The 26,353-nt window shown below is 69.5% G+C and carries 28 protein-coding genes; 17 read left to right on the top strand and 11 right to left on the bottom strand.

Annotation, left to right across the window (positions count from 1 at the left end):
- Nucleotides 1-190: carboxymuconolactone decarboxylase family protein (locus CEK68_RS15060; protein ID WP_193314217.1), on the bottom strand; the 190-nt coding region annotated here is incomplete at its 3' end.
- Nucleotides 191-274: 84 nt separating this feature from the next.
- A complete protein-coding gene (locus tag CEK68_RS15065; protein WP_152239853.1) occupies nt 275-1,162 on the bottom strand; it encodes an RNA polymerase sigma-70 factor in 888 nt (295 codons plus the stop codon).
- A gap of 101 nt (nt 1,163-1,263) precedes the next feature.
- On the opposite strand from CEK68_RS15065, the gene CEK68_RS15070 reads away from it, so the two are divergent.
- The 4 genes from CEK68_RS15070 (at nt 1,264) to CEK68_RS15085 (ending at nt 6,391) form a co-directional block, all read left to right on the top strand.
- Nucleotides 1,264-2,784: a fumarate hydratase gene (locus tag CEK68_RS15070; protein WP_152239854.1), complete on the top strand. Its 1,521-nt coding sequence runs from the start codon at nt 1,264-1,266 to the stop codon at nt 2,782-2,784.
- A gap of 109 nt (nt 2,785-2,893) precedes the next feature.
- Entirely contained in the window at nt 2,894-3,529 is a 636-nt protein-coding gene (locus tag CEK68_RS15075) for a glutathione S-transferase family protein (protein WP_152239855.1), read from the top strand.
- Nucleotides 3,530-3,887: 358 nt separating this feature from the next.
- On the top strand, nt 3,888-4,301 hold the full coding sequence (locus CEK68_RS15080) for a DUF2946 family protein (RefSeq protein ID WP_152239870.1): 414 nt from the start codon (nt 3,888-3,890) through the stop codon (nt 4,299-4,301).
- A 35-nt stretch (nt 4,302-4,336) separates the two neighbouring features.
- Nucleotides 4,337-6,391 (top strand): TonB-dependent copper receptor, encoded by a 2,055-nt coding sequence (locus CEK68_RS15085; protein ID WP_152239856.1) that lies wholly within the window; start codon nt 4,337-4,339, stop codon nt 6,389-6,391.
- A gap of 58 nt (nt 6,392-6,449) precedes the next feature.
- Here the strand turns inward: CEK68_RS15085 and CEK68_RS15090 are convergent, their stop codons facing one another.
- Both CEK68_RS15090 and CEK68_RS15095 read right to left on the bottom strand, forming a co-directional pair.
- Nucleotides 6,450-7,601, bottom strand: a complete 1,152-nt coding sequence (locus CEK68_RS15090) for a phospholipase A (RefSeq protein WP_152239857.1) — start codon at nt 7,599-7,601, stop codon at nt 6,450-6,452.
- A 142-nt stretch (nt 7,602-7,743) separates the two neighbouring features.
- Nucleotides 7,744-8,229, bottom strand: a complete 486-nt coding sequence (locus CEK68_RS15095; protein WP_010344408.1) for a DUF456 domain-containing protein — start codon at nt 8,227-8,229, stop codon at nt 7,744-7,746.
- 239 nt (nt 8,230-8,468) lie between these two features.
- Between CEK68_RS15095 and CEK68_RS15100 the strand changes: the two genes are divergently transcribed.
- Nucleotides 8,469-8,687 carry a cold-shock protein gene (locus tag CEK68_RS15100; protein WP_017909030.1) on the top strand — a complete coding sequence of 73 codons (219 nt, stop codon included), beginning with the start codon at nt 8,469-8,471 and terminating at the stop codon, nt 8,685-8,687.
- A gap of 85 nt (nt 8,688-8,772) precedes the next feature.
- Here CEK68_RS15100 and CEK68_RS15105 read toward each other — a convergent pair whose 3' ends face one another.
- Nucleotides 8,773-9,255, bottom strand: a complete 483-nt coding sequence (locus CEK68_RS15105) for a glycine zipper 2TM domain-containing protein (protein ID WP_017912805.1) — start codon at nt 9,253-9,255, stop codon at nt 8,773-8,775.
- Nucleotides 9,256-9,506: 251 nt separating this feature from the next.
- Nucleotides 9,507-9,941: a hypothetical protein gene (locus CEK68_RS15110; RefSeq protein ID WP_152239858.1), complete on the bottom strand. Its 435-nt coding sequence runs from the start codon at nt 9,939-9,941 to the stop codon at nt 9,507-9,509.
- 139 nt (nt 9,942-10,080) lie between these two features.
- On the opposite strand from CEK68_RS15110, the gene CEK68_RS15115 reads away from it, so the two are divergent.
- A complete protein-coding gene (locus tag CEK68_RS15115) occupies nt 10,081-10,893 on the top strand; it encodes a tRNA threonylcarbamoyladenosine dehydratase (RefSeq protein WP_152239859.1) in 813 nt (270 codons plus the stop codon).
- On the opposite strand, the gene CEK68_RS15120 is transcribed toward CEK68_RS15115, so the two are convergent.
- From CEK68_RS15120 to CEK68_RS15130, 3 genes are all read right to left on the bottom strand, one after another.
- Entirely contained in the window at nt 10,890-12,326 is a 1,437-nt protein-coding gene (locus CEK68_RS15120) for an EAL domain-containing protein (RefSeq protein ID WP_152239860.1), read from the bottom strand. The two genes, CEK68_RS15115 and CEK68_RS15120, sit on opposite strands and share 4 nt — an antisense overlap.
- A gap of 473 nt (nt 12,327-12,799) precedes the next feature.
- Nucleotides 12,800-13,597: a TatD family hydrolase gene (locus tag CEK68_RS15125; RefSeq protein WP_152239861.1), complete on the bottom strand. Its 798-nt coding sequence runs from the start codon at nt 13,595-13,597 to the stop codon at nt 12,800-12,802.
- Between the two features lie 6 nt (nt 13,598-13,603).
- Nucleotides 13,604-13,840, bottom strand: a complete 237-nt coding sequence (locus CEK68_RS15130; protein ID WP_152239862.1) for a DUF6116 family protein — start codon at nt 13,838-13,840, stop codon at nt 13,604-13,606.
- A gap of 173 nt (nt 13,841-14,013) precedes the next feature.
- Between CEK68_RS15130 and CEK68_RS15135 the strand changes: the two genes are divergently transcribed.
- From CEK68_RS15135 to CEK68_RS15160, 6 genes are all read left to right on the top strand, one after another.
- Entirely contained in the window at nt 14,014-14,829 is an 816-nt protein-coding gene (locus CEK68_RS15135) for a glycine zipper 2TM domain-containing protein (RefSeq protein WP_026143201.1), read from the top strand.
- Between the two features lie 100 nt (nt 14,830-14,929).
- The gene (locus CEK68_RS15140) at nt 14,930-16,105 is read left to right on the top strand and encodes an acyl-CoA dehydrogenase family protein (RefSeq protein WP_193314218.1); all 1,176 of its coding nucleotides are present in this window, start codon (nt 14,930-14,932) and stop codon (nt 16,103-16,105) included.
- 48 nt (nt 16,106-16,153) lie between these two features.
- Nucleotides 16,154-16,693, top strand: a complete 540-nt coding sequence (locus CEK68_RS15145) for a GNAT family N-acetyltransferase (protein WP_152239864.1) — start codon at nt 16,154-16,156, stop codon at nt 16,691-16,693.
- 37 nt (nt 16,694-16,730) lie between these two features.
- A complete protein-coding gene (locus tag CEK68_RS15150) occupies nt 16,731-17,408 on the top strand; it encodes a glutathione S-transferase family protein (protein ID WP_152239865.1) in 678 nt (225 codons plus the stop codon).
- A 52-nt stretch (nt 17,409-17,460) separates the two neighbouring features.
- On the top strand, nt 17,461-18,015 hold the full coding sequence (locus CEK68_RS15155) for an NADPH-dependent FMN reductase (RefSeq protein WP_152239866.1): 555 nt from the start codon (nt 17,461-17,463) through the stop codon (nt 18,013-18,015).
- A 262-nt stretch (nt 18,016-18,277) separates the two neighbouring features.
- Entirely contained in the window at nt 18,278-19,696 is a 1,419-nt protein-coding gene (locus CEK68_RS15160) for a replicative DNA helicase (RefSeq protein WP_017909018.1), read from the top strand.
- 82 nt (nt 19,697-19,778) lie between these two features.
- On the opposite strand, the gene CEK68_RS15165 is transcribed toward CEK68_RS15160, so the two are convergent.
- On the bottom strand, nt 19,779-20,294 hold the full coding sequence (locus tag CEK68_RS15165; RefSeq protein WP_152239867.1) for a hypothetical protein: 516 nt from the start codon (nt 20,292-20,294) through the stop codon (nt 19,779-19,781).
- Between the two features lie 499 nt (nt 20,295-20,793).
- Here CEK68_RS15165 and CEK68_RS15170 point away from each other — a divergent pair, with 499 nt between their 5' ends.
- The 3 genes from CEK68_RS15170 to CEK68_RS15180 all read left to right on the top strand — a co-directional run bounded on the left by CEK68_RS15170 (nt 20,794) and on the right by CEK68_RS15180 (nt 24,565).
- On the top strand, nt 20,794-22,215 hold the full coding sequence (locus CEK68_RS15170) for a deoxyribodipyrimidine photo-lyase (protein ID WP_152239868.1): 1,422 nt from the start codon (nt 20,794-20,796) through the stop codon (nt 22,213-22,215).
- Between the two features lie 96 nt (nt 22,216-22,311).
- The gene (locus tag CEK68_RS15175) at nt 22,312-23,766 is read left to right on the top strand and encodes a wax ester/triacylglycerol synthase family O-acyltransferase (protein WP_017909015.1); all 1,455 of its coding nucleotides are present in this window, start codon (nt 22,312-22,314) and stop codon (nt 23,764-23,766) included.
- Nucleotides 23,767-23,857: 91 nt separating this feature from the next.
- On the top strand, nt 23,858-24,565 hold the full coding sequence (locus tag CEK68_RS15180; RefSeq protein ID WP_198526544.1) for an OmpA family protein: 708 nt from the start codon (nt 23,858-23,860) through the stop codon (nt 24,563-24,565).
- 90 nt (nt 24,566-24,655) lie between these two features.
- Here the strand turns inward: CEK68_RS15180 and CEK68_RS15185 are convergent, their stop codons facing one another.
- Entirely contained in the window at nt 24,656-25,753 is a 1,098-nt protein-coding gene (locus CEK68_RS15185) for a LysR family transcriptional regulator (RefSeq protein ID WP_152235808.1), read from the bottom strand.
- A 126-nt stretch (nt 25,754-25,879) separates the two neighbouring features.
- On the opposite strand from CEK68_RS15185, the gene CEK68_RS15190 reads away from it, so the two are divergent.
- A complete protein-coding gene (locus tag CEK68_RS15190; RefSeq protein WP_017912790.1) occupies nt 25,880-26,104 on the top strand; it encodes a hypothetical protein in 225 nt (74 codons plus the stop codon).
- Nucleotides 26,101-26,353 (top strand): SDR family NAD(P)-dependent oxidoreductase (locus tag CEK68_RS15195; protein WP_152239869.1); only part of this gene is annotated, 253 nt, incomplete at its 3' end. The genes CEK68_RS15190 and CEK68_RS15195, both read left to right, overlap by 4 nt.

The following is a 26,353-nucleotide window of genomic DNA, read 5'->3' on the forward strand; positions in this document are numbered from 1 at the left end:
CCGCCCTGCGCAGGGCGGTGGCATGCATGTCGATGCAGTAGGCGCAGCCGTTGAGTTGGGAGACGCGCAGGAACACCAGTTCGGTGAGGACGCTGCCGAGCGTGCCGTCGTGGACCTGCTGGCTGGCGCCGAGCAGGGCGCGGAATGCGTCGGGTTCGTGGCGGGTGTAGTCGATGCGATGGAAGTGCATGGTGGGTCGCGCATGGCGGCCACCATGGCCGCCTTCCCCTCCAGGACGCGGCTGTGCGTCGCGGCGTGACAGCGCCGGCGCAGGTCAGTCACGGCTGACTGCAGGTCGCGCCGTCGGCGCCGGCAACTTGTCCGGGTTCATCAGCGTCAGCACTTCGGCGATGCGCTCGCCGTCGATCACCAGCAGCGTCGCCGACTGCAGCCGCGGCCCCAGGAAGCGCAGGATCGCCGGTTCGCCGTTGACCGTGCCGATCCGCGCCTGCAGGCCCAGGCCGCGCCGCGCCACGGCCCAGTACAGCCGACCGATGCGCTCGGCGCCGTGCAGCGGGCGCAGGCTGGCGGTGACCTTGCCGCCGCCGTCGGAGCGCAACTGCGCGTCGGCATGCAGCAGGGCGGCGATGGCGGCGCGGTCGCCGCGCTGCGAGGCGTGCAGGAAGCGCTCCAGCAGCTGGCGGTGGCGTTCGGGCGTGACCGCGAAGCGCGCCTGGCCCTGGCCGAGCCGTTCGCGCGCCCGGTGCACCAGTTGCCGGCAGCCGGCCTCGCTGCGCTCCAGGGTGCGGCCGATCTGCGCGTAGTCGTGGTCGAAGGCCTCCTTCAACAGGAACGCTGCGCGCTCGTGCGGGTTCAGCCGCTCCAGCAACGCCAGGAACGCCAGCGACACCTGCTCGGCGCGGTCATGGCGCTCGGCCGGGTCGGCGTCTTCTGCGTCGGCGATCTCCAGCGGCTCGGGCAGCCACGGCCCGACGTAGTGGACGCGGGCGCTGCGCGCCGCGCGCAGGCGGTCCAGGCCGAGCCGGGTGGTGGCGGTCACCAGCCAGGCTTCGGGGTCGCGGATCGTGCCGCGGTCGCTGGCCTGCCAGCGCAGCCAGGCGTCCTGCACGATGTCCTCGGCGTCGGCGCGGCTGCCGAGCAGGCGGTAGGCCAGCCCGAACAGCCGGGCGCGGTGGGATTCGAAGGTCGGATCGTGGGTCATGACGACCAGGACGCAACAGGGCGTGCCGGCGTGACAGCGGGCGGGGCCGCCACTTTGCCCTAAAATGGGCGGGTTTCCCCCCGCCAGCCGCAGAGCCAGCCGTGACCTCGATCAAGCAGGAAGACCTCATCCAGTCCGTCGCCGACGCGCTGCAGTACATCAGCTACTACCACCCGGTCGACTACATCAAGAACCTGTCCGCGGCCTACGAGCGCGAGCAGTCGCCGGCGGCCAAGGACGCCATCGCACAGATCCTGATCAATTCTCGCATGTGCGCCGAAGGCCACCGGCCGATCTGCCAGGACACCGGCATCGTCACCGTGTTCCTCGAGATCGGCATGAACGTGCGCTGGGACGACGCCACGATGGGCGTGGAGGACATGGTCAACGAGGGCGTGCGCCGCGCCTACAACCATCCGGACAACAAGCTGCGTGCTTCGGTACTGGCCGACCCGGCCGGCAAGCGCCAGAACACCAAGGACAACACCCCGGCGGTGGTCAACGTGAAGGTCGTCCCCGGCGACACCGTCGACGTCATCGTCGCGGCCAAGGGCGGCGGCTCGGAGGCCAAGAGCAAGTTCGCCATGCTCAATCCCTCCGACTCCATCGTCGACTGGGTGCTCAAGACCGTGCCGACCATGGGCGCCGGCTGGTGCCCGCCGGGCATGCTCGGCATCGGCATCGGCGGCACCGCCGAGAAGGCGATGCTGCTGGCCAAGGAAGCGCTGATGGAGCCGATCGACATCGTCGACCTGCAGGCCCGCGGCGCGTCCAACCGCGCCGAGGAGCTGCGCCTGGAACTGTACGAGAAGGTCAACGCGCTGGGCATCGGCGCGCAGGGCCTGGGCGGCCTCACCACGGTGCTGGACATCAAGGTCAAGGACTATCCGACCCACGCCGCCAACCTGCCGGTGGCGCTGATCCCCAATTGCGCGGCGACACGCCATGCGCACTTCACCCTGGACGGCAGCGGCGCGGTGATGCTGGAGCCGCCATCGCTGGAAGACTGGCCCAAGCTGACCTACAACCCGACCAATGCGCGCCGGGTGAACCTGGACACCATCACCCGCGAGGAAGTGGCCAGCTTCAAGCCAGGCGAGACGATCCTGCTCAACGGCAAGCTGCTCACCGGCCGCGACGCCGCGCACAAGCGCATGATCGACATGCTCAACCGCGGCGAGACGCTGCCGGTGGACTTCACCAACCGCTTCATCTACTACGTCGGCCCGGTCGATCCGGTGCGCGACGAAGTGGTCGGCCCGGCCGGCCCCACCACCGCCACGCGCATGGACAAGTTCACCCGGCAGATGCTGGAGCAGACCGGCCTGCTGGGCATGGTCGGCAAGTCCGAGCGCGGCGATGCGGCGATCGCCGCGATCCGCGACAACAAGGCGGTATACCTGATGGCGGTCGGCGGTTCGGCCTACCTGGTGTCCAAGGCGATCAAGGCCAGCAAGGTGCTGGCGTTCGAAGACCTGGGCATGGAGGCGATCTACGAGTTCGAGGTCAAGGACATGCCGGTGACCGTGGCGGTCGATGCCAGCGGCGAGTCGGTGCACAAGACCGGCCCGCGCGAGTGGCAGGCGCGCATCGGCAAGATCCCGGTGGTGGTCGAGGCCTGATCGGCCGCAGCGCGGACGCCGACGAAGTCGTCGGCGTTGCGCGCGGCGCTGGCGGTGTGCCGGCGCCGCGGCAATAATCGGCGCTGGTTCCGTCTCCGGGGAAAGCGTCGTGTCCATCGTGCTTTACGGTTCGCCCAGTACCGCCTCGTTCGTCGTGCACTGGTTGCTGATCGAACTGCAGGTCGATTTCGAACTGCGCATGCTCGATTTCGAGCGCCAGGAGCAGAAGAGCCCCGAGTACCTGGCGCTCAACCCGCAGGGGCGGGTACCGACGCTGGTGCTGGACGGGCAGGTGCTGACCGAATCGGTCGCCATCGCCATGCACCTGGCCGACCTCTATCCGCACGCCGGCCTGGCGCCGCCGCCCGGCACCCATGAACGCGCGGCCTATTACCGCTGGATGCTGTTCGGCGCCTACACTCTGATGCCGGCCTACCGTGACTGGTTCTATCCCGACGAACCGGCCGGTGCCGACAATGCCGAGCGCGTGCGCGCCAGTGCCCGCGCGTTCCTGGAAAAGGCCTGGGACGAGGTGGCGACCCACCTGGAACAGGGCGGCCCCTATCTGCTCGGCGAGCACTGCAGCGCCGCCGACTTCGTGCTGGTCATGCTGATGCGCTGGTCGCGCAACATGCCGCGGCCCACCGACAGCTGGCCGGCGCTGAAGGCGCTGGCCGACAGGATGAAGGCGCGCCCGGCGTTCCACGAGACCTATCGGCGAGAAGGCATTGCCGACTGGGCGTGAGGTATGGCGCGGAAGCGTGGTTTCGGAAGCAACGGTGGCTATGTCGTGGGGCGTCGGCTGTCGGGGTGCGGCAGCTTCCCCGGGCAACGGAAGTGGGTTCGCGGAAACTGTGCTCGTCCGTTTTTTCTGGTCTTCGACATGAGAGCCGAATCAGCAAAGCGCTGATTCACAAGCACGTGCGCTGACCGCTCACGTGATTCACCGCGCGCAAGAGGCGTCGCGCGTCGTCGGGCAGCACGCGGCGCCCCCTCCTGCGTCACGTTGTCGCACCCGCGACTGCGGCCGACCCGCTGCCGACGCGGCCGCCTAGAATGATGCGGTGTCCGTCCTCCGTGCTCCCGCCCGACTGCGCCGCCTGATGCGCTGGCCCGCCTTGCTGGCCGCGCTGTTGCTGGTGGTCGCGCCGGTGGCCAGCCGGCTGCTGGAGACCGCAAGCCTGTCGGTGCCGATGTGCACGACGGCCGGGTTGCAGGCGATGCCTAAACTGCCACCGGAAAACGGTGCCGCGCACGCGATCCACGCCGATCATCACGAGGTGTCGGGCGCACAGCGCGACCATGGCCCGGCGCATGCCGCCTGCGACTACTGCCTGCTCGCCGCACGGCTGCTGCCGTGGCTGGCGATCGTCCTGCTGCTGGCCGCTGCGCTGCCCGCGCCTGCAACCGCGGCGCCATTGCGCCACCGTATCCACGCTGCCGTGCGCTGGCGTGCGCACGCCGCACGCGGGCCGCCACCGAATCTCCAGAACGCTCTCCTGTTTCCGGTGCGCTAGGCGCGCCGGCGCCGTTCTTTTCTGGAGTCCACCTCATGCCTCAGTTCCTGCCGTCGCCCGCGCGGGCGGCGTTGTCGTGCTGCATTCTTGTCAGTCTGTTTCCCGCTTCCGGCCATGCCGAAGCGCCCGATGCCACCACCCTCGACCGGATGCAGGTGACTGCCACCGCGCCGGTCGCGCCGCTGACCTGGACGGTCGATCCGAAGCTGCCGCGGCAGCCGGTGCCGGCCAGCGACGGCGCCGACTATCTGAAGACCGTGCCGGGCTTCGCCGCGATCCGCAACGGCGGCACCAACGGCGATCCGGTGCTGCGCGGCATGTTCGGCTCGCGGCTCAACGTGCTCAGCAACGACGGCACCCTGGTCGGCGCGTGCCCGGCGCGGATGGACAACGCCTTGTCCTACATCGCGCCGGAGACTTTCGACCGGCTCACCATCGTCAAGGGCCCGCAGACCGTGCGCTGGGGGCCCGGCGCCTCCGCCGGCACCGTGCGCTTCGAGCGCGACACCCCGCATTACGCGGCGCCGACGCTGGAAGGCGAGGCCAGCGCGCTGGTCGGGTCCTGGAGCCGCAACGACCAGAACCTGGACCTGCGCGGCGGCAACCGCAGCGGCTACGCCCGCGTGGACGCCAACCGCTCCGAGGCCGGCGACTACCGCGATGGCGACGGCGCAGTGGTGCCGTCGCGCTGGCGCAAGTGGAATGCCGACGCCGCGGTCGGCTGGACTCCGGACCCGGACACCGTGCTGGAACTCTCCGCCGGCAGCGGCGACGGCCTGGCCCGCTACGCCGGGCGCAGCATGGACGGCACCCAGTTCCGTCGCACCAGCTACGCCGCGCGCTTCGAGCGCACCGACCTGCCCGGCGCCTGGGAAGCGCTGCGCGCCAACGCCTACGTCAACGACGCCGACCACGTCATGGACAACTACACGTTGCGCCGGCCCAACCCGCAGTCGGCGATGCCGATGCCGATGGCCGCCAACGTGGACCGGCGCACCAGCGGCGGGCGCGTGGAATCGGAGTGGCGCTGGGAGCAGGTCGTGGTCCAGGCCGGCGTCGACACCCAGCAAAGCCGCCACCGCGACCGCAGCGCCAGCGGCGAGGGCGCATACCGGACCGTGCCGTGGCGCACCGACGCGCGGTTCGACAATCTCGGCGCCTTCGCCGAGGCGACCTTCGGCGCCGGCACGGCGCAGCGCTGGATCGCCGGCCTGCGCCTGGATCGCGCGCAGGTCGAGGACACCCGGCGCAGCATCGGCATGATGGGCATGCCCAATCCCACCGCCGGGCAGACGCGCAGCGAAGACCTGGGCAGCGGCTTCCTGCGCGTGGAGCGCAACCTCTCGGCCGACACCGTCTGGTATGCCGGCCTGGGCCGCAGCGCACGCATGCCGGACTACTGGGAGCTGTTCTCTGCGGACATGGGCCCGATGGGCGCGGCCAACGCCTTCGCCGGGCTGCGCCCGGAACGCACCACCCAGCTCGATCTCGGCCTGCAGTACCGCGGCGCGACCGTGCAGGGTTGGGTCTCCGCCTACGCCGGGCGGGTGCAGGACTTCATCCTCTTTACCTATGCCGACGGCGGCATGATGGGCACCACCACCCGCGTCGACAATGTCGATGCGCGCATCGCCGGCGCCGAGGCGGGACTGGATTGGCAGCCGTTGCACGGCCTGACTCTCGGCGGCACGCTGGCCTACGCCTGGGGCGAGAACCGCAGCGACGGCACGCCCTTGCCGCAGATGCCGCCGCTGGAATCGCGGCTGCGACTGGAGTGGGAAGGGCAGCGCTGGTCGGCCGGGGCGTTGCTGCGCGCGGTGGCGCGGCAGGGGCGGGTGGCGTTGGACCAAGGCAACGTGGTTGGCCGCGACCTCGGCCGCAGCGCCGGTTTCGCCACGCTGGGGGTGAGCGGCGGCTACCGGGTCAGTGAGGGGCTGCGGCTGAGCGCCGGCATCGACAACGTGTTCGACCGCCGCTACAGCGAACATCTCAACCTGGCCGGCAGCGCCGATTTCGGCTTCCCGGCCGACCCGGTGCGTATCGCCGAACCGGGCCGCAACCTGTGGCTGAAGGGCAACTACCGGTTCTGAGCGACCGGCGCACGCGACGCCCAGGCGGGCGTCGCGTGCGCCGCTCAGCCGTGGCCGATCAGAACCATTCCAGCAGCGAGATGCCGACGCCGACGTAGGTGGCGCGGTGGTTGTAGTCGATCATGCTCTCGCCATAGCCGTCGAACACCTGCACATGGCCGCGCAGCAGGTTGCTGATCGGGAAGCCCCAGTCCAGCTGCACCGCGCCGTGCGAGCGGTCGCCGCCGCGCAGCGAATGCCGTGCCATCAGCGCCACCTCGTGGCCGTTGCGGTTGTAGATCAGGGTCGCGTCGCCGCGGCCCATGTAGTCCTCGATGTCCGGATTGTTGTCCTGCTTGCGGCTCTCCGGGATGCGGTACCAAGGGCGCAGCACCAGCGCCCAGTTGTCGCGGTCCAGGCCGATGTTGAGCATCGCCCGGTTCCAGCTGCGCGACAGCGGATCGCTGCGGCCGTTGGACTGGTGGGTCAGCTGGATGCCGGTCATCCGTCCCTTCCAGCCGAACAGACTGTAGTTGTTGCGGAACACCAGCATCAGTTCCGGCTCGTAGTTGGTCTCGCGGAACGGCCGCGACTGCTCGGAGTTGTACACCTGCCAGCGCGAGCTCTGGGTATAGGCGCCCCACAGGTCGCCGTTGTCGCCGAAGATGTTCTCCACGATCTTGGTCTTGAAGCTCAGCTGGAACTTCGCCTCCACGCTGTCCAGCGGCTCGGCGGTGGTCACCGTGTTGACCGGGTTCGGCGAGGACGGCAGCTCGTTCTTCTTGCTGGTCCAGAACGCCGGCAGCAGGTACACCGGCTTGTAGGCGCGCAGCTGGAAGGTGCCCAGCTTGGAGTCCTTGGCCAGTTCCCAGTGGCTGTCCAGCAGCGAGCCCTTGCCGGCATTGGCGATGGTGCTGTCGTAGCGGTCCTGCTTGAAGATCGCGGCGGCGCGCTGGCGGGTGCGCTCGGCGACGCCGGCGTCTTCCGGCACGCTGGCGTCCAGCTGTTGCTTCTGGCGTTCGCTGGCAGCCTTTGCCGCGGCATCGGCGGCCTGCGGATCGGCGGTGCGGCGCGACAACGCCTGGTCGTAGCAGGCCAGGCGGGCGGCGTCGCTGGAAATCGCCACGCAGGCTTCCGGCGAGGCGGGGGTGGGCAGGACTTCCTGCGCGTGCGCAAGCGGCACGGCCGCGATCGACAGCAGCAACAGGGGACGGACCTGACGATGGGACATGCGGTTCTCGCTGCAACGGGCGGCGCGGGCGGGTGGTGCGCTGCCGGGGTGAATGGCCGGCAGGGAAAATACAGGAAGTGACGACAACAGGGTCATCACACGTTCATGCTGCCGCCGCGACGCCGTCTTCAGGCGTGCTGCGTCAGAGCAGCCAGGCCACCGCGAACACCGCGAGCATCGCCAGGGCCAGGCCGAGCTTGGCGGCGGTGCCCAGGACGATGCCCAGCCAGGTGCCGACGCCGACGCGGGTCGCCTGGCGCAGTTCGCGGCCGTGCCAGTACTCCCCGGCCAGGGCACCGACGAAGGGGCCGACGAACAGCCCGATCGGCATGAAGAACATGCCGGCGATCCCGCCCAGCACCGATCCCCACAGCGCCTTGCGGCTGGCGCCGACGCGCTGCGCACCGAACGCGGTGGCCAGCAGGTCGACCAGCAGCGATAGCGCGGTGAGCACGCCCAGCACGGTCAGCGTCGGCCAGCCCAGCCGCTGGAAGCCGTCGGCCCAGGCCGCCAGCAGCATCCCGGCGAACATCAGCGGGGTGCCGGGCAGGGCCGGCAGCAGCACCCCTGCCAGCCCGACCAGAACCAGGAGGCCGGCACAGACGTAATAGATGAACGCAGGGTCCACGTGGCTCACCGCGGGGGAGATTTGGGGGTTGACAGATGGGGTCTTTTTGCTGATTGCATTTTCATTTTGACCGGGGTAAGTTGCAGCCGCTGCGTTTGCAAAGGTCACCGTGAATCGTGGCCTGATGCGGTAGATCCACCGATCCGCTACATCGTTATACCTCGCTTCCTCCTTGCAACCAGCCGCCGCACCCCACGGCGTACCCACCCCTGAGACGTGTTCCAAGGAGTAAGTCGATCATGAACGGCACTGGCAATCGCGAAAACGGCACCGTGAAGTGGTTCAACGATGCCAAGGGTTTCGGTTTCATCAGCCGCGAAAACGGCGAGGACGTGTTCGTGCACTTCCGGGCGATCCAGACCCAGGGCTTCAAGAGCCTGAAGGAAGGTCAGAAGGTCAGCTTCACCGTGGTGCAGGGCCAGAAGGGCCTGCAGGCCGACGCGGTGCAGCCGCTCTGAGGCGTTGTCGCGCGCCGCGTCGCGCGCAGCAAAAAGGCCCGCACTGCGGGCCTTTTTGCGTTTCGGGGCAGGTCGGCGAGGCCGATCAGCGCGGCACGACGCGCCCGTTGACCACGCGCACGTAGGTGTTCTCGCGCACCCCGGCCAGGTCGCGTTGGTTGACCACGATCACCCGGCCGTCGTCCATCTGCACATGCACGTCGTAGGTATCGCTGGTGACGTTCTTCTGGATCTGGTTGCCGGCGAGTGCGCCAGCCGCCGCGCCGGCCACCGCCGACACGTTCTGGTTGCCCTTGCTGCCGCCGGTGTGGTCGGAAATCTCATGGCCGGCGACCGCGCCGACGATGCCGCCCAGGATCGCGCCCGTGGCCGACGGCGCGGTGCGGCCGGACGGTACGGTGTCGATGCGGGTGACGATGCCGCAGTCGGCGCAGCGGGTCTGGGTGTAACCGCCGCGCGCCGGCTGGCTGTAGCCGCCGCCGTAACCGCCGCCATAGCCCGGGGACGTGGCGCAGCCTGCCAGCGCCAGGGTCGCCACGGCAGCGGTGGCCATCAGTTGAATCTTCATGGGTGCTCTCCTCGACAGTGATGGAGCGCGGCGGCAGCGCCGCGTTCGCACGCATCCTGTCCACCCCTGCGTGAATGCAACGCCAACCCTGGCAGGTGCCGTTCAGCCTCGCGCCTGCTTGCGTCAGCGGCAATTCATCGATACGCGCACTGGCACATGTGCGCTGAAGCCACGCCGACAGCGCAGCGAGGCCTGCGTCGGTCCGTCAGCGAAACCCCTGCAGCAAGCTCGGCGCCGCTCTCAGCGAACGCTCAGCGGAAATCGCGGTGGCAGGCGTCGCAGCGTTCGTCGATCTGCTGGCGCGCCTGCGCCAGCGCGGCGCAGTCGGCCGGCGGCTGTGCCAGCGCCGCGTCCACACCGGCGCGCAGCGCATCGGCGTGCTCGCGGAAGCGGCTGTCGTCGGCCAGGTCGGGAAACGCCGTGCCCAGTTCGTCGCCGAGCAGCCGCAGCGTGCGCAGCCGCGCCTGCGGACCCGCGCCGCTGCATTGCCGGTGCGCGGTGTCGCGTTCGAGCAGCGCCAGTTGCTTGCCCATCACCTGCATCAGGCTGCGCGGGAACGGATCCTGCCGCGCCTGCACCGCGCGCAGCGCCATCACCGTCAGCACCAGGCCGAGCAACAGGCCGGCCAGCAGCACGAACAGATAGCGGGACGCGGAAGCGGGCGGGGATGAGGGCGGCTTGGCCATGGCAGGCATGCGCAGCGGGATGGAGTGCCGATGGTACGCCTGCGGCGACGCGTCGCGCGCGGGCCGCCAAGCCACGCCGCGAATCCCCAGTCCCCAGTCCCCAATCCCGGCTCCCCAGGCAATCCCCTAAAATGCGCGGATGAACGAACAATGGCGCGAACGCTTCGCCGGCATCGACCGGCTCTACGGGCAAGGCACGATCGCGCGGCTGGCGCGCTGTCGTGTGGCGGTGGTCGGCATGGGCGGGGTCGGCTCGTGGGTGGTCGAGGCGCTGGCGCGCTCGGCCGTCGGGCATCTGACCCTGATCGACGCCGACGACATCTGCGTGTCCAACACCAACCGGCAACTGCCGGCATTGGCCGGTCAGTACGGGCGCAACAAGGCGGTGGCGATGGCCGAGCGCTGCGTGGCGATCAATCCGCAGATCGAGGCGGTGCCGGTCGAGGCCTTCCTCACCCCGACCAACATCGCCGACTTGCTCGATGCCGGCTTCGACCTGGTGATCGATGCCTGCGACAGCTTTCGGGTCAAGGTCGAGACCATCGCCTGGTGCCGGCGGCGCAAGCTGCCGCTGCTGACCGTGGGCTCGGCCGGCGGGCGCACCGATCCGACCCTGGTGCGGATCCGCGACGTGTCGCGCACCGAGCACGACGCCATGCTGGCGCTGATCCGCAAGAAGCTGCGCAGCGAATTCAATTTCCCCAAGAACCCGCAGCGCTATTTCGGCGTGCCGGCGGTGTACTCGCTGGAGAACGTGCGCTATCCGCAGGCCGATGGCAGCGTCTGCGGACTGCGTCCTGTGCTGGGGCCGGATGCGGCCTTGAACCTGGACTGCGGCGCCGGGTTGGGCGCGGCCACCCACATCACCGGTGCGTTCGCCTTCGCCGCGGTCGGCAAGGCGCTGGAGATGCTGTTGAAGCGCGCGGTGGCGCGCGAGGCGGCGGCCGCCTAGCGCGCGCTGGACGGCGGCGGCGCGTCCGGGGCGCGCGTGGCCGCGCCGCTCATCAGGTTGCGCTCGGTGCCGGCCTGCAGGAAGGCCAGCCGTTCCAGGTCGTGCGCCGGCTGCGGCCGGCCGAACAGGAAGCCCTGGAAGTGCCGGCAACCCATGGCCGAGAGCATCTCGCACTGCTGCGCATCCTCGATGCCTTCGGCCAGCGCGACCATGCCCATCACCTCCGAGATCTCCACGATCTTGGCCAGCAGGCGCCGCGAGGACTCGTCGGCCTTGGCGTCGTTGACGAACTGCCGGTCGATCTTCAGCTTGGTGACCGGTAGCGTCCTGAGCATGGCCAGCGACGAGAAGCCGGTGCCGAAATCGTCCAGCGCCCAGCCGATGCCGAACGCCTTGAGTTCGTGCATCTTGGCGCGCACCCCGGCGGTGTCCACGTACAGCGCCGATTCGGTCAGTTCGAATTCCAGCGACGCCGGCGCCACCCCCTCGCTGGTGATCACCTGCTTCACCGACGCCACGAAGTTGGGATCGAGCAACTGTACCGGGCTGACGTTCACCGCGACCACCAGCGCACGCAGATCCTGCTCGTGCGACCAGCGCCGCAGCGTGCTGCAGGCCTGACGCAGCACTTCCAGTCCCACGTCCCGGATCAGCTGGCTCTCTTCGGCCAGCGGGATGAACTTGTCCGGGGTCAGCAGCTTGCCGCTGGGATGGCGCCAGCGCACCAGCGCCTCGGCGCCGAGCATGCTGCCGTTCGCGCTCACCTGCGGCTGGTACAGCACCTCGATCTCGCCGTTGCCGACTGCACGCGCCAGTTCCCGCTCCAGCGAAATGCGCGCGTTCACGTCGTTGCGGTAGATGTGCAGGATCGCCGCGAGCAGGCCGGCCGCGCAGGCCATGTTGGAGATCGCGCCGAGCCGGCGCATCCCCGGCGGCGGCGAGGACGCCGGCGCCAGCCAGTCCAGTTCGCCCGAACCGAACGCGACGAAGGCGCCCAGGCATGCCAGCGGGAACACCAGCGCGCGGTAGCGGCGGCTGCGGTCGAACACGAACAGCGCGCCGGCCGCCAGCGGCAGGAAGAAGGTGTGCACCGAGCGCGGCACGGTGCCGATCGGCGCATCGATGATCGAGATCACCAGCACCACCACGAACACGCCATGCGCCACCAGCGACAACGAGGCCTCGTCGCAATGGCGGCGGCGGCACAGCGCGAGCAGGCCGACCGCCGTGAGCCCGACGAAGGCGAGCGCCAGTTCCGGCCGGCCGTAGTACAGGTAGCACACGGTCCACAAGGCGCCGAGCGTGGTGCACGAGACCCCGGCCAGGGTCAAGGTGCTGCGCATCTTGCGGCTGCGATTGCTGTCGCGGAATTTCAGGGAGACCCAGCTTTCGCCGTTGGAGACGTGTTTCTCGGAACTCGCGGCGCTTTTCATCGTCGTGGCGCTCGCATGCGCGATGGCTCCGCTCGCGCCGGGGCGGCCGCGGAGGAGGCGATCGCACGCGTGCGCCGCGCGCTGTGGAGAAGCGGGTAGGGGATACGGCTTGCCGGTTGTTTCACGCCAGGATGATCCGATCTGCCAGAACGCGTGCCATCGAGCCGGCCGCCGAGCCTTGTGCTGAGAGCGAACGGGTTCACACTCCGGTGCCTGGCGGACAAAAGATCCGCTCGCCGTTCAGCGCGGTGCACAGTAGCAGAAGCCAGCAGGCGGAGACCCTGTCGAAAGACCGTGATCCGGTAGCCCAGTTCACAGTTTCGTACGAAAGATGCGCGGCAAGCGACGTTCGCGCGGATCGCTGCAGCGTGGAGCTGCGCGTTGGCCAGCGTGCCTGTGTGCCGAGCGGCGCTTGCGCAGGGCGCCGCCACGCCGGCGAGCGGTGTGCGCTGTGTCTGCGGGAAAGCCCTGCGTCAGCCCGGCCCGGCTGTGTCGGGAAGCACGTCGGGCAGGCCGCCGAACAAGCGCTGCGCGTTGGCCGTGGTCTGCGCGGCGATGGAGGCGGCAGGTGCGTCGCGCAGCGCGGCGATGGTGTCCAGCACCGTGCGCAGCCGCGCCGGTTCGTTGCGCTGGCCGCGGATCGCGGCATCGGGCTGGTCCGGCGCATCGGTTTCCAGCAGCAGCTGTTGCAACGGCACCGTGGCGGCGAGCCGGCGCAGGCGCTGCGCCCGTGCGTAGGTGACCGGCCCGCCCAGGCCGATCAGGAAATCCAGCGACTGCAACTGTGCCGCCTGCTCGGCGCTGCCGGCGAAACTGTGCACCACGCCACGCAGGCGCCCGACCTTGCGGATCGCCAGGATCACCGCGTCCACCGCGCGCCGCGCATGCACGATCACCGGCAGGTCGAACTCTCGTGCCAGTTGCAGCTGGCCAGCGAAGTAGCGCTGCTGCTCGGCTTCGTCCAAGCCTTCGACGAAGAAGTCCAGGCCGCATTCGCCGATCGCGCAGGGACGCTCGCGTTCGATCCACTCGCCGAGCAAGGGCAGGTGCTCGGGCCGGTGCTCGGCCAGAAACAGCGGATGCAGGCCATACGCCGGATACAGGCCGGGCGAGGCCGCGCAGACCGCACGCAGCTTCGCCCAAGACGCCGCGGTCACCGCCGGCACCACCTGCGCCTGCACGCCCGCCGCCTGCGCGCGCGCGATCACCGCGTCGCGGTCCGGATCGAACTCTTCCGCGTCCAGGTGGCAGTGGCTGTCGATCAACGGCATCGGCGCTCAGCGGCGCACGCGTTGCGCGGTCGAGTTCAGCGGCTCGGTGGCCGGCGCCGGGGTGCGGGTCTTCCAGTTGGCCAGCAGCAGGGTGCCCAGGCCGAACACGATCTCGTCGATGAAGGGCACCGGATCGGGCAGCAGCACGCTCAGCACGAACAGCCCGGCGGCGATCTTGAACAGCGTCGGGTAGCGCAATTTGCCCGCCCAGCGCAGCAGCGGATAGACGATCGGGTTGGGCATGTCAGGTGCTCCGGGGCAGCGGTGGAAACGCTAACAGCTTTGATATGGCGACGTTCCGGGGGCGTTACCAGTCGCGTGTACGCCGCGTTACTGAATAGGGAGCGGATCGGTTCAGCTTCGGCATGGTAATCACAGCACCGTAGACAACGCGGTCAGCCCGCAGGAGAGCACACATGAAAAGCACTACGACAACCGTTCTGGTCGCGGCTGGCGCCTTGCTGGTCGGCGGCGTCGCCACCGCGGCCTTCATGAACAATCGCGACAAACCCGTGGACGTCGCCAGCGGCGACGTGCGCCCGGCCCTGGACAATACCCGCGGCGACAGCGCGATGGACAACAGCGTCGGTGGCAAGCTCGAGTACGCCGACGTGGTCCGGGTCGATCCGATCACCCAGAAGCAGCAGCGCTACGCCGAGGTGATCGGCACCGAGCCGCTGCGCCAGACCTCCACCACCACCACGCCACGCCAAGTTTGCAACGACGTGGTGGTGCAGGAGCGCCTGCCCGAGCGCGACGGCAATGTCGGCGGCACCGTGGTTGGCGCGGTGGTCGGCGGCCTGCTCGGCAACCAGATCGGCCATGGCAACGGCCGCAAGGCCGCGACCGCGGCCGGCGCGGTGGCCGGTGGCTTCATCGGCAACCGCATCGACCAGAACCATGTCGGCGGTCGCGTGGTCGACCGCACCGAGCGCCAGTGCCACACCGAGAACAGCACCGCGCAGTCCTCGACCATCACCGGCTACAACGTGACCTACCGCAACGACGACGGCACCACCGGCACCATGCGCATGGACAGCAAGCCGGGCAGCCGCATCGCCATGGGCACGCAGGACGTGGTCAAGGGCTATGACGTGACCTACCGTTACGACGGCCAGGAAAAGACCGTGCGCATGGACGACCGCCCGAACAGCGACCGCCTGCCGGTGCTGGACGGCCGCCTGGTCACCCAGACCGCCTCGGCCGGCGACGTCGCCGTCAGCCAGCGCTGAGTCGCAGCGCGGTTGCACCTCCGAAGGCCGGCGCGTGCGCCGGCCTTCGTCTATCTGCGGGCGGCGGCGCGGGCGGGACCGATACAATGCGGTTTTCGCCGTGGATGCCGCCATGCCCCTGCCTTGCGACGACCTGTTCAACGTAGCCGCGCTGCTCAGCGAGGAGGAGCGCGCGATCCAGCAGGCGGTGGCGCGCTTCGTCGATGCGAAAGTGCTGCCGGTGATCGGCGACGCCTTCGACCAGGCGCGGTTCCCGCGCGAACTGGTGCCGGAACTGGCGCAACTGGGGCTGCTCGGCGCCAGCCTGCCGGCCGGGCAGGGCGGTGGCGGCCTCAACGCGGTCTGCTACGGCCTGATCTGTCAGGAACTGGAGCGCGGCGACAGCGGCCTGCGCAGTTTTGTCAGTGTGCAGTCCTCGCTGTGCATGTACCCGATCCATGCCTATGGCAGCGACGCGCAACGCCAGCGCTGGTTGCCGGCGATGGCCGCCGGCACGGCGATCGGCTGTTTCGGCCTGACCGAGTCCCAGGGCGGCTCCGACCCGGCGGCGATGCAGACCCGTGCGGTGCGCGACGGCGATGGTTGGCGCCTGAGCGGCAGCAAGATGTGGATCACCAACGGCAGCATCGCCGACGTGGCGATCGTGTGGGCGCAGACCGACGACGGCATCCAGGGTTTCCTGGTCGAGGCCGGCACCCCGGGCTTCGGCACCCAGGACATCGCGCACAAGATGAGCCTGCGTGCCTCGGTGACCTCGGCGCTGTTCTTCGACGATGTGCGCCTGCCCGACAGCCAGCGCCTGCCCGGCGTGCGCGGTCTGAAGGGTCCGCTGGCCTGCCTGACCCAGGCCCGCTACGGCATCAGCTGGGGCGCGATCGGCGCGGCCATCGCCTGCCTGCGCGAGGCGCTGGCCTATGCCGGCGAGCGAATGCTGTTCGGGCGGCCGCTGGCGGCGACGCAGAGCGCGCAGATCAAGCTGGCCGACATGGCACGGCGCATCGCCAGCGCGCAGTTGCTGGCGCTGCAACTGGGCCGGCTCAAGGACGCCGGCACGCTGCAGCCGGCGCAGGTGTCGCTGGCCAAGTGGAACAACGTGCGCATGGCCCTGGACATCGCCCGCGAATGCCGCGACCTGCTCGGCGGAGCCGGCATCACCACCGACTACGGTGCGATCCGGCATGCGCTGAACCTGGAATCGGTGATCACCTACGAGGGCACCGAGACCGTGCACCAACTGGTGGTCGGTCGCGAACTGACCGGCATCAATGCGTTTTGAAGCCATCGCCCGCGGCCGGCCGCGGGCCTGTTCAAAGGAGAACCGACGATGAGCGTCTTCGATGTGCGCGTGGAAACCGAGCGCCTGTTGCTGCGCCCGCCCACTGCCGAGGATTTCGCGGCGTTCTGCGCCTTTTCCGCCGACGCCGAGACCATGCATCACCTTGGCGGCGTGCAGGCGCCATCGGTGGTCTGGCGCAGCCTGACCTCGCTGGTCGGCAGCTGGCAGTTGCAGGGATTTGCGATGTTCTCGGTGATCGAGAAGCGCAGCGGGCAGTGGATCGGCCGGGTCGGTCCCTGGCAGCCGCACGGCTGGCCGGGTCCGGAGGTCGGCTGGGGCATCGCCCGCGCGTTCTGGGGCCAGGGCTATGCGCCGGAGGCGGCCGCGGCGTCGATCGACTGGGCGTTCGCGCAGTTGGGCTGGACGGAGGTGATCCACACCATCGTGCCGGACAACGCCAACTCCAAGGCGGTGGCGGCCAAGCTAGGCTCGCGCTACCTGCGCCAGGACCGCCTGCCCGAGCCGCTGCAGGCATTAGACGTGGAAGTGTGGGGGCAGTCGCGCGCGCAGTGGCAGGCGCGGGGCTGAGCCACGACGACGGCGGCATTCGACACAGGAGCGGCGCATGGCATCCGAACGTTTTCCCCTGACCGTGTACGGCATGGCGCTGTCCGGCAATTGCTACAAGGTGCGGCTGTTGCTGGACCAGCTCGGCTGCGGCTACCGCTGGGTCGAGGTCGACAGCGCCAACGGCCAGACCCGCACCCCGGCGTTCCTGGCCAAGAATCCCAACGGCAAGGTGCCGTTGCTGGAACGCGAGGATGGGCGCGTGCTGGCCGAATCCAACGCCATCCTGTGCTGGCTGGCCGAGGGCACCGGGTATCTGCCCGCCGATCCCTGGCAGCGCGCGCAGGCGCTGAGCTGGCTGTTCTTCGAGCAGTACAGCCACGAACCCTACGTGGCGGTGGCGCGTTTCGTCTGCGGCTGGACGCCGCCCGACTCGCCGCGCCGTGCCGAACTGCCGCGCCTGCGCGAGGGCGCGACGCGGGCGCTGGCGGTGATGGAGCAGCATCTGCAGGCGCAAGCCTGGTTCACCGGGCCGGCCTACGGCATCGCCGATATCGCGTTGTTCGCCTATACGCATTGCGCCGGCGATGCCGGCATCGCGCTGACCCAGTATCCGGCACTGTGCGACTGGCTGCAGCGGGTGCGCGCGACGCCGGGTTTCGTGGCGCTGCCGCCGCTGCCGGAGGACGTGCAGGCACGCCTGGCGCAGACCGGGACGTCAACGGCGTTCACCTGACTGCCGCGCGCCGGCGGCTAGCCTGCAGGTCCATTCGGTCAGGAGTAACGCCATGAGCCAGTACCGCATCGCCGTGTTCGTCGGCAGCCTGCGCAAGGAGTCGTTCAACCGGCGTCTGGCGCACGCGCTGCAGCGACTCGCCGGCGACCGCGCCCGTTTCGAGTACGTCGAGATCGGCGACCTGCCGCTGTACAACCAGGACCACGACCACGACTATCCGGCGCAGGGCCGGCGCCTGAAGACGCAGGTCAGCGGCGCCGACGCGGTGCTGTTCGTCACCCCCGAATACAACCGTTCCATTCCCGGCGTGCTCAAGAACGCCATCGACCTGGGCTCGCGGCCGTACGGCGAGAGCGCCTTCGCCGGCAAGCCGGCCGCGGTGTGCGGGACCTCGCCGGGGGCGATCGGCACCGCCATGGCGCAGCAGCACCTGCGCAACGTGCTGGCCTACCTGGACATGCCGGTGCTGGGGCAGCCGGAGATCTTTCTGCAGTTCAGGGAGGGGCTGATCGCCGAGGACGGCGCGATCGACGACGAGCGCACGCGCAAGTTCCTCGCCGGCTTCGTCGACAAGTTCATCGCCTGGATCGACGAACTGCAGGCCTGAGCGCCATTGCGGCGCATGCCGTGGTGCGCGGATGGGGCAGGGCGGGCCTTGTGCGACGCGGTCTCGGCGAGGTTCTCAACCGCTTGTCCCCAGACTTGTCCCCAGCCTCTGGCGAGGCGGGACGACGCAGGTGCCGCCGCTCAGGCAGGCGCCCTGTGTTAAGCGTCGCCCTAGCCCCGGCCGGGCGCGGCGACTAAAATCGGCGCCCGGGCCGCGGTGAGGCCGCGCCCGGCGCCCGCGCCCCACAGAGAAGACCCAGCCTATGTCCGCCCGTCCCGGCTACCGCGGCGATCGCAAAAGCGAGCGCAGCGAACGCAGCGAGCCGCGTCTCGACCAGTTGCGCGTGCCGCCGCACTCGATCGAGGCCGAACAGGCCGTGCTCGGCGGCCTGATGCTGGCACCGGACGCCTACGACCGGGTCAACGACCAGCTCACCGAGAACGATTTCTACCGGCGCGATCATCAGTTGATCTACCGCGCGATCCGCGAGTTGGCCGAGAAGGGACGCCCGTTCGATGCGGTGACCCTGGGCGAGTGGTTCGAATCGCAGGGCAAGCTGGAGATGGTCGGCGATGGCGCCTACCTGATCGAACTGGCCAGCACCACGCCCTCGGCCGCCAACATCGTCGCCTACGCCGAGATCGTTCGCGACAAGGCGGTGCTGCGGCAGTTGATCGAGGTCGGCACCACCATCGTCAACGACGGCTTCCAGCCGGAAGGGCGCGAGAGTTCGGAACTGCTGGCGTCGGCGGAAAAGGCGGTGTTCCAGATCGCCGAGGCCGGCGCGCGCGGGCGCAGCGACTTCGTGGCGATGCCCGGCGCGTTGAAGGACGCGTTCGAGGAACTGCGCAACCGCTTCGAGAACGGCGGCAACATCACCGGCCTGCCGACCGGCTACAACGACTTCGACGCGATGACCGCCGGCCTGCAGCCGACCGACCTGATCATCCTCGCCGCGCGTCCGGCGATGGGCAAGACCACCTTCGCGCTGAACATCGCCGAATACGCGGCGATCAAGTCGAAGAAGGCGGTGGCGGTGTTCTCGATGGAAATGTCCGCCTCGCAGCTGGCGATGCGCCTGATCTCCTCCAACGGCCGCATTAACGCGCAGCGCCTGCGCACCGGCCAGCTCGAGGACGAGGACTGGGCGCGGGTCACCGGCGCGATCAAGATGCTCAAGGAGACCAAGATCTTCATCGACGACACGCCGGGCGTGTCGCCGGAAGTGCTGCGCTCCAAGGCGCGCCGGCTCAAGCGCGAGCACGACCTGGGCCTGATCGTGATCGACTACCTGCAGCTGATGTCGGTGCCCGGCAACAGCGAGAACCGCGCCACCGAGATCTCGGAGATCTCGCGCTCGCTCAAGGGCCTGGCCAAGGAGCTGGGGGTGCCGGTGATCGCGCTGTCGCAGCTCAACCGCTCGCTGGAAACCCGCACCGACAAGCGCCCGGTGATGGCCGACCTGCGCGAATCCGGCGCGATCGAGCAGGACGCGGACATGATCGTGTTCATCTACCGCGACGACTACTACAACAAGGAAAATTCGCCGGACAAGGGCCTGGCCGAAATCATCATCGGCAAGCACCGTGGCGGCCCGACCGGGTCGTGCAAGCTCAAGTTCTTCGGCGAATACACCCGCTTCGACAATCTCGCCCACGACTCGGTGGGCGCATTCGAGTAAGCCTGCGCGCTACGCGCACATCATCTTGCGAGTGCGGCGCCCGGTACGTTCCGGGCGCCGGCGTGAGGGCGCGACGCAGCGATCAGTAGGGAATCTCGATCTCGGCGTTGCTGGTGGCGTCGTAGGTGTTGGCGCCGTACTCGGCGTGGTGGGTGCAGACCACGGTGATCTTGCGATAGATGCCGTAGACGAAGTTCGACTTGAAGTGCACGTCGACCAGCGCGCCGTTGCCTTCCTCGTCGTAGTCGGTGGTGTAGCCGTTGCCGATCTGATCGTAGGCGTTGCAGCGCACGTTGATGTAGTTGGCATCGACGCGGTCGTTGTTGGCGTTGGCGAAGCGCGAGTACGCGCGGATCTTCAGGCGCTTGCCGCCGGCCGGACGTCCGTCGGACTCGTAGCCCTGATTCTGGATCACCCCCTGCAGCGTGTAGACCGGCGTGCTGCCGCCGCCACCACCGCCGCCGCCGCCGCACTCGATGCCGTTGTCGAGGCTGACCTCATTCTGTAGCTGGATGGGTTCGGCGGTGCAGGCCATCGCCAGCGGGGCGGCGAGGCTCAGTGCGAGGGTGAGGGCGGCTTTTGCGATGCGCTTGTCCATGGATCTTGCTCTCCTGAGAGTCTTGCGGATGTCTGCGATGGGCATGGCCGTGCTGCGCCGTTGGCTGCCCGCAGCGCGTCGCGGCCCTGTCGATGCAGGTCCGGGCGCGGGCGGTTCGGGGCGCACGCAACCGCGCTCGCCGGCCGTGATGACCGTGAGATCGCAGAGGCGATGGCGGATGTTCCCCCCGTGCGCGCGAGACGGCCGTGGCCATGTCGTGCGCGGTGCAGCGAAAGCACGAATGACGTCCTTCCCCGGAACGTCATCCATCAGCAGCGGTCGCGGCGCCGTTTCGACATGACGGCGCCCGCCACGGCGTTATAGCAGGGCGGACGAGGCGCGCGTGCGCGGCGCGCGGCGATGTCTACGAAATCCGGCCAGCGCGACACTTGCTGCGCCAGGATCGGCGGTGTCGAAGCATGTGCGACTCGCGCCGCATGCTCACCTGGCCGCTGCACCCGATCCGTATCATGGCGCGTCCTTCGCTGCGTCCCCTCGCATGAGCTACGCCATCGTCTGGTTCCGGCGCGACCTGCGCCTGCACGATCAACCTGCCTTGCAGGCCGCTCTGGATGCCGGGCATACGCCGGTGCCGGTGTATCTGCACAGCCCGGAAGACGAGGGCGCATGGGCCGCCGGCGCGGCTTCGCGCAGTTGGCTGCAGCGCTCGCTGGCGGCGCTGGACGCGCAACTGCGCGCTCGCGGTTCGCGCCTGATCCTGCGCCAGGGCCCGGCCGAGACCGCCTTGCGCCAGGTGATCGCCGACTGCGGCGCGGAGGCGGTGTACTGGAATCGCCGCTACGAGCCGGCCACGCAACCGCGCGACGCGCGGCTCAAGCGCGAACTGCGCGAACAGGGCCTGGAGGTGCACAGCCACAACAGCGCGCTGCTGTTCGAACCCTGGCAACTGGCGACGCAGCAGGGCGGCCCGTACAAGGTGTTCACCCCGTTCTGGCGCAGCGCCTTGAGCCATTTGCAGGTGCCCGCGTTGCAGGCCGCGCCGAAGGCGCTGCCAGCGCCGCCCAAGGATCTGGACAGCCTGCCGCTGCAACGACTCGGCCTGGCGCCGGCGCTGGACTGGGACCGCGGCTTCTGGGAGGTCTGGCAGCCGGGCGAGGCGGGCGCACACGAGGCGCTGGACGTGTTCGTCGACGGCGCGCTGCGCGACTATCTCGATGGCCGCGACCGCCCCGACCAGGTCGGCACCTCGCGGCTGTCGCCGCACCTGCATTTCGGCGAGATCGCGCCATGGCGCATCGTCGCGACGCTGGAACGGCAGCGCCGCGCCGCCACCGCCGCGGCGATCGACGGCTACATCCGCCAACTGGGCTGGCGCGATTTCGCCCACCACCTGCTGCACCATTTCCCGGACACGCCCGAGCGCAACCTCAATCCGCGCTTCGAGCGCTTTCGCTGGGCCAAGCCCGATGCGGCGACATTGCACGCCTGGCAGCGCGGACGCACCGGCGTGCCGATCGTCGATGCCGGCCTGCGCGAGCTGTGGCACACTGGCTGGATGCACAACCGCGTGCGCATGATCGTCGCCAGCTACCTGTGCAAGCACCTGCGCGTGCATTGGTCCGAAGGCGCGCGCTGGTTCTGGGACACCCTGGTCGATGCCGACCTGGCCAACAACACCCTGGGCTGGCAGTGGGTGGCCGGCACCGGCGCCGATGCCGCGCCGTATTTCCGCGTGTTCAATCCGGTGACCCAGGCGCAGAAGTTCGATCCGAAGGGCGAGTACATCGCGCGTTGGGTGCCGGAACTGGCGGCGCTGCCGGTGGCCGACCGCTTTGCGCCCTGGCAGGCGCCGCAGCGGCTGGCGCACGCCGCCCCGCAGTATCCGCGGCAGCCGATCGTGGACCTGGCCGCCGGCCGCGATGCGGCGCTGGCCGCCTACCGCGAGACCGCCGCCGGCTGAGCACGGGCGCGGTGTTGCGCGGCGCAGCATGGCCGCAGGCGCGATTGACGCCCTTCGCGGGGCCATGATTCACTCCGGGCTCGGACAGGAGCCCGCATGGCCACCAGCTCAGCTCGCCGCAAGCCGCAGCGCGAACCGATGTCGCGCGTGGACACCGCCTGGTTGCGGATGGACCGGCCGACCAATCCGATGATGATCACCGGCGTGCTGATGTTCGACGAGCCGCTGACCCTGCCTGCGCTCAAGCAACTGGTGCGCAAGCGCTTCCTGGCCTTCCCGCGGTTCCTGCAGAAGCCGGTGGAGACCGCCACCGGCGCCTACTGGCAGCGCGACGACGATTTCGATCTGGACTGGCACGTGCGCCTGTCGGCCTTGCCCGGGCGCGGGCAGAAGAAGGCGCTGGAGCGCTTCGCCGGGCAGATGGCCTCCACGCCCTTGGACAAGACCAAGCCGCTGTGGCAGTTCCACCTGATCGAGCGCTACGAAGGCGGCTCGGCGCTGGTGGCGCGGATCCACCACAGCTATGCCGACGGCATCGCGCTGGTGCAGGTGCTGCTGTCGCTGACCGATACCCAGCGCACCCCTGAGCCGTCGGCGCAGCTCGGGCGCGCCTGGCTCAAGGACGACGGCAAGGAGGTGGTGCGCCGGGTCGGCGCGGTGGACCGCTACCTCAAGCTCGGCGGACGCATGCTCGACAAGGGCCGGGCGATGGCGCAGGACCCGAACCTGCCGCAGATGCTGGCGCGCGAAGGCGGGCTGATCGGCCGCGAACTGGTCAATGCGCTGCTGCTGGCCGACGATCCGCCGACGCTGCTGCGCGGCCGCCTCGGCGTCAGCAAACGCGTGGCCTGGGCCGAGCCGCTGGACCTGGACGAGGTCAAGGCGGTGGGCCGCGCCTGCGACTGCACGGTCAACGACGTGCTGATGGCGACCATGGCCGGCGCCTTGCGCGATTACATGCTCGAACGCGGCGAACGCTTGGACGGGGTGACCCTGCGCGCCACCGTGCCGGTCAACCTGCGCCCGCTGGAGCACGCGCGCAAGCTCGGCAACCACTTCGGCCTGGTGTTCCTGGACCTGCCGGTGGGCGAGGCCAATCCGGTGCGGCGCCTGCAGTGCGTGGCCGAGTCGATGCAGCAGCTCAAGCAGTCGCGCCAGGCGATGGTGGTGTTCGGCCTGCTGGCGGCGGTGGGCATGGCGCCGGCGGCGCTGCAGTCGGCGGCGCTGGACCTGTTCAGCCGCAAGGCCACCACCGTGGCGACCAACGTGCCGGGGCCGCAGCAGCCGCTGTACCTGGCCGGCAGCCGCGTGCGCGAGATGATGTTCTGGGTGCCGCAGACCGGCTCGATCGGTGTCGGCGTGTCGATCATGAGCTACAACCACCGCGTGCACTTCGGTCTGATCGGCGATGCGCGGCTGATTCCCGATCCGGACGCGGTGATGCGCCGGGTCGGCGCCGAATTCGAAAAGCTGCTGTACCTGGCGCTGATGGGCGATTGGGAGCAGCCGCTGCGCGCGGCCGACGCCGAAGACCTGCTGCCGTCTTCCTGAACCGGGCGCATCGCGCGCCGGGCTGCGTTCATCCGCGCCTCGCGTGGCCCTGTTTATGCTGCGGCCACGTCAAACCAGGTTCGGAGAGAACATGATGAAAACGACCACCCTTCGCGGCGTGTCCGTGGCCCTGGCCAGTGCGCTGGTGCTGTCCGCCTGCGCCACCGGCGGCTCCTACGTGCAGCGCGACCAGTACGGCAATCCTACCGAGCAGCAGAACCGCACCGGCCGCGGCGCGCTGATCGGCACCGCGGTCGGCGTCGCCGCCGGCCTGCTCAGCGGCAGCAGCGCCACCGAGCGCCGCCAGCACGCGATGATCGGCGCCGGCATCGGCGCGCTCAGCGGCGCGGCGATCGGCAACTACCAGGATCGGCAGGAACGCGCGCTGCGCGAGCGCACCGCCAACACCGGTATCGACGTGCGCCGCGACGGCGACAACATCACCCTCAATCTGCCCGACGGCATCACCTTCGACTTCAACCAGTCCACGCTCAAGCCGCAGTTCTATTCGGCGCTCAACGGCGTGGCCCAGACCCTGGGCGAATACAACCAGACCATGATCGAGGTCGTCGGCCACACCGACAGCATCGGCAGCGATGCGGTCAACCAGCGTCTGTCCGAACAGCGCGCGTCCTCGGTGGCCGCCTACCTGACCGCGCAGGGCGTGCAGCCCGAGCGCATCCAGACCCTGGGCGCGGGCAAGAAGTACCCGATCGCCGACAACAGCACCGAGGCCGGTCGCGCGCAGAACCGCCGCGTGGAGATCCGCGTGGTGCCGCTGCGCGCCTCGGCCGGCTGACCGATCCGCCGACCGCAACGACGAACGGGCCGCACTGCGGCCCGTTCGCGTTTCTGCGCTGCTGCTGCGACGCGTTGTGCGCGGCGCGGCTCAGACCAGTGCCGCGTCCTCTTCGTCCTCGGCTTCCGTCTCCAGCGCCGCGTCGGCTGGCACCGGTGCGGCGGCCACGCGCGGCAGGCTGGCCAGAGACTGCGTGTTCATCGCCACACCGCTGCAGAGGGTGAACTCCGCGCCGTCCTCGGCCTGCTGTGTGGCCAGCTTGGCCGGGCACTGCGCCATCATGTAGCTGACGTCGAAGTTGAGCTTGTCGACCAGGAAGTCGACGAAGGCGCGCACCTTCGGCGAGAGCATGCGCCCGCCCGGGAACACCGCGTTGAAGTCCAGGTCCGGCCCGACCCAGCCGCCGAGCACGCGCCGCGCCTTGCCGGCCTCGATCAGCGGCTTGATCGTCGCGTCGCTGGCCAGCACCAGGCCTTCGCCGCAGACCAGGCCGCCGATCAGCGCCGCCGAATCGTTGGCCAGCAGGATCGGCTGGACCAGGAATTCGCCGCTCTGCTTGCCGTTGCGCAGCGGCCAGCACAGCCGGTTGCCGCCGCCGCGGCCGTTGCTCAGCGCCAGCGTGCGGTGGTGCTGCAGATCGTCCGGATGCAGCGGTTCGCCATGGCGCTCGATGTAATACGGGCTGGCGAAGACCTGGGTGCGGAAGGTGGCGAGCTTGCGCGCGACCATGGTCGAATCCGGCAGCGTGCCCATGTGCAGGGCCACGTCCACGCCTTCGGCGATCGGGTCGACCTTGTCGCTGGTCATGATCATCTCCAGGCGCACTTCCGGGTGCTGGCGGTGGAATTCGCCCAGGATCGGCGCCACCCACGAGATGCCGGCCGAATAGGGCACGCTGAAGCGCAGCCAGCCGCGCGGGCCGGCCTGCAGCTGGCCCACCGCGCTCTCGGCTTCCTCCAGTTCGCGGGCGATGCGCTGGCAATGCTCGTGGTAGACCGCGCCGGCCTCGGTCAGCCCGAGCCGGCGCGTGGTCCGGTGTAGCAGGCGCGCGCCCAGCCGCGCCTCCAGGTCCTGCACCTTGCGGCTGACGGTGGTCTTGGGCAGGCCGAGGGCGTTGGCCGCGGCGATGAAGCTGCCTTGCTCGACCACCTTGACGAAGATCAGGGTGTCGTTGAGATCGTGGCTCATGGCGGTTCCTTGAGGTGGAGACGATTGGACCGATAGCGGGACGATTATTCCCCTTAATTCGGACTAATCAAGTGCGGCTTTGGCGCCTAATTTGTCTGCATTCGCCATCACCGACGGTCTTTGCCCATGTCGATGCGCACTCTGTTCCAGTTTTTCGCCTGCCCCGATCGCCAGCTGCGGCGCCGTTCCGCGCCGGTGGCGACGGCGCAATCCCTTTACCCGAGGGCGTTTCGCGAGTTCACGCCGCCGCCGCGGCGGCAGGGCGGCAGCAGCCTGCGCCTGGGCGCGTCCGGCACCGACCGGCTGGGGCGAATCGCGATTGTCCCGTCAGCGGGAGGAAAAGTCCCGTGAGCGGGATGTTGGCCCCCGAAGTCCTGGTCCTCGGGGGCAGCGGCACGGTCGGGCAGGGCGTGGTCCAGGCGTTGCTGGAGGCGGGCAGCCCGGTGCTGGCAGTGGCGCGCGATCGCGCCCGCCTGGCCGCGCTGCGCGATCGCCACCGCGACGAACCCGCGCTGGACGTGCTGTCCGGTTCGGTCGGCACCGACGCGGCTGCCGCGGCCCTGGTCGCCGAGATCGCGCAGCGGCCGCGGCCGCTGCGCG

Origin of the sequence: Xanthomonas sp. LMG 12461 (assembly GCF_009192935.1) — a bacterium.
Classification (GTDB): Bacteria; Pseudomonadota; Gammaproteobacteria; order Xanthomonadales; family Xanthomonadaceae; genus Xanthomonas_A; species Xanthomonas_A sontii.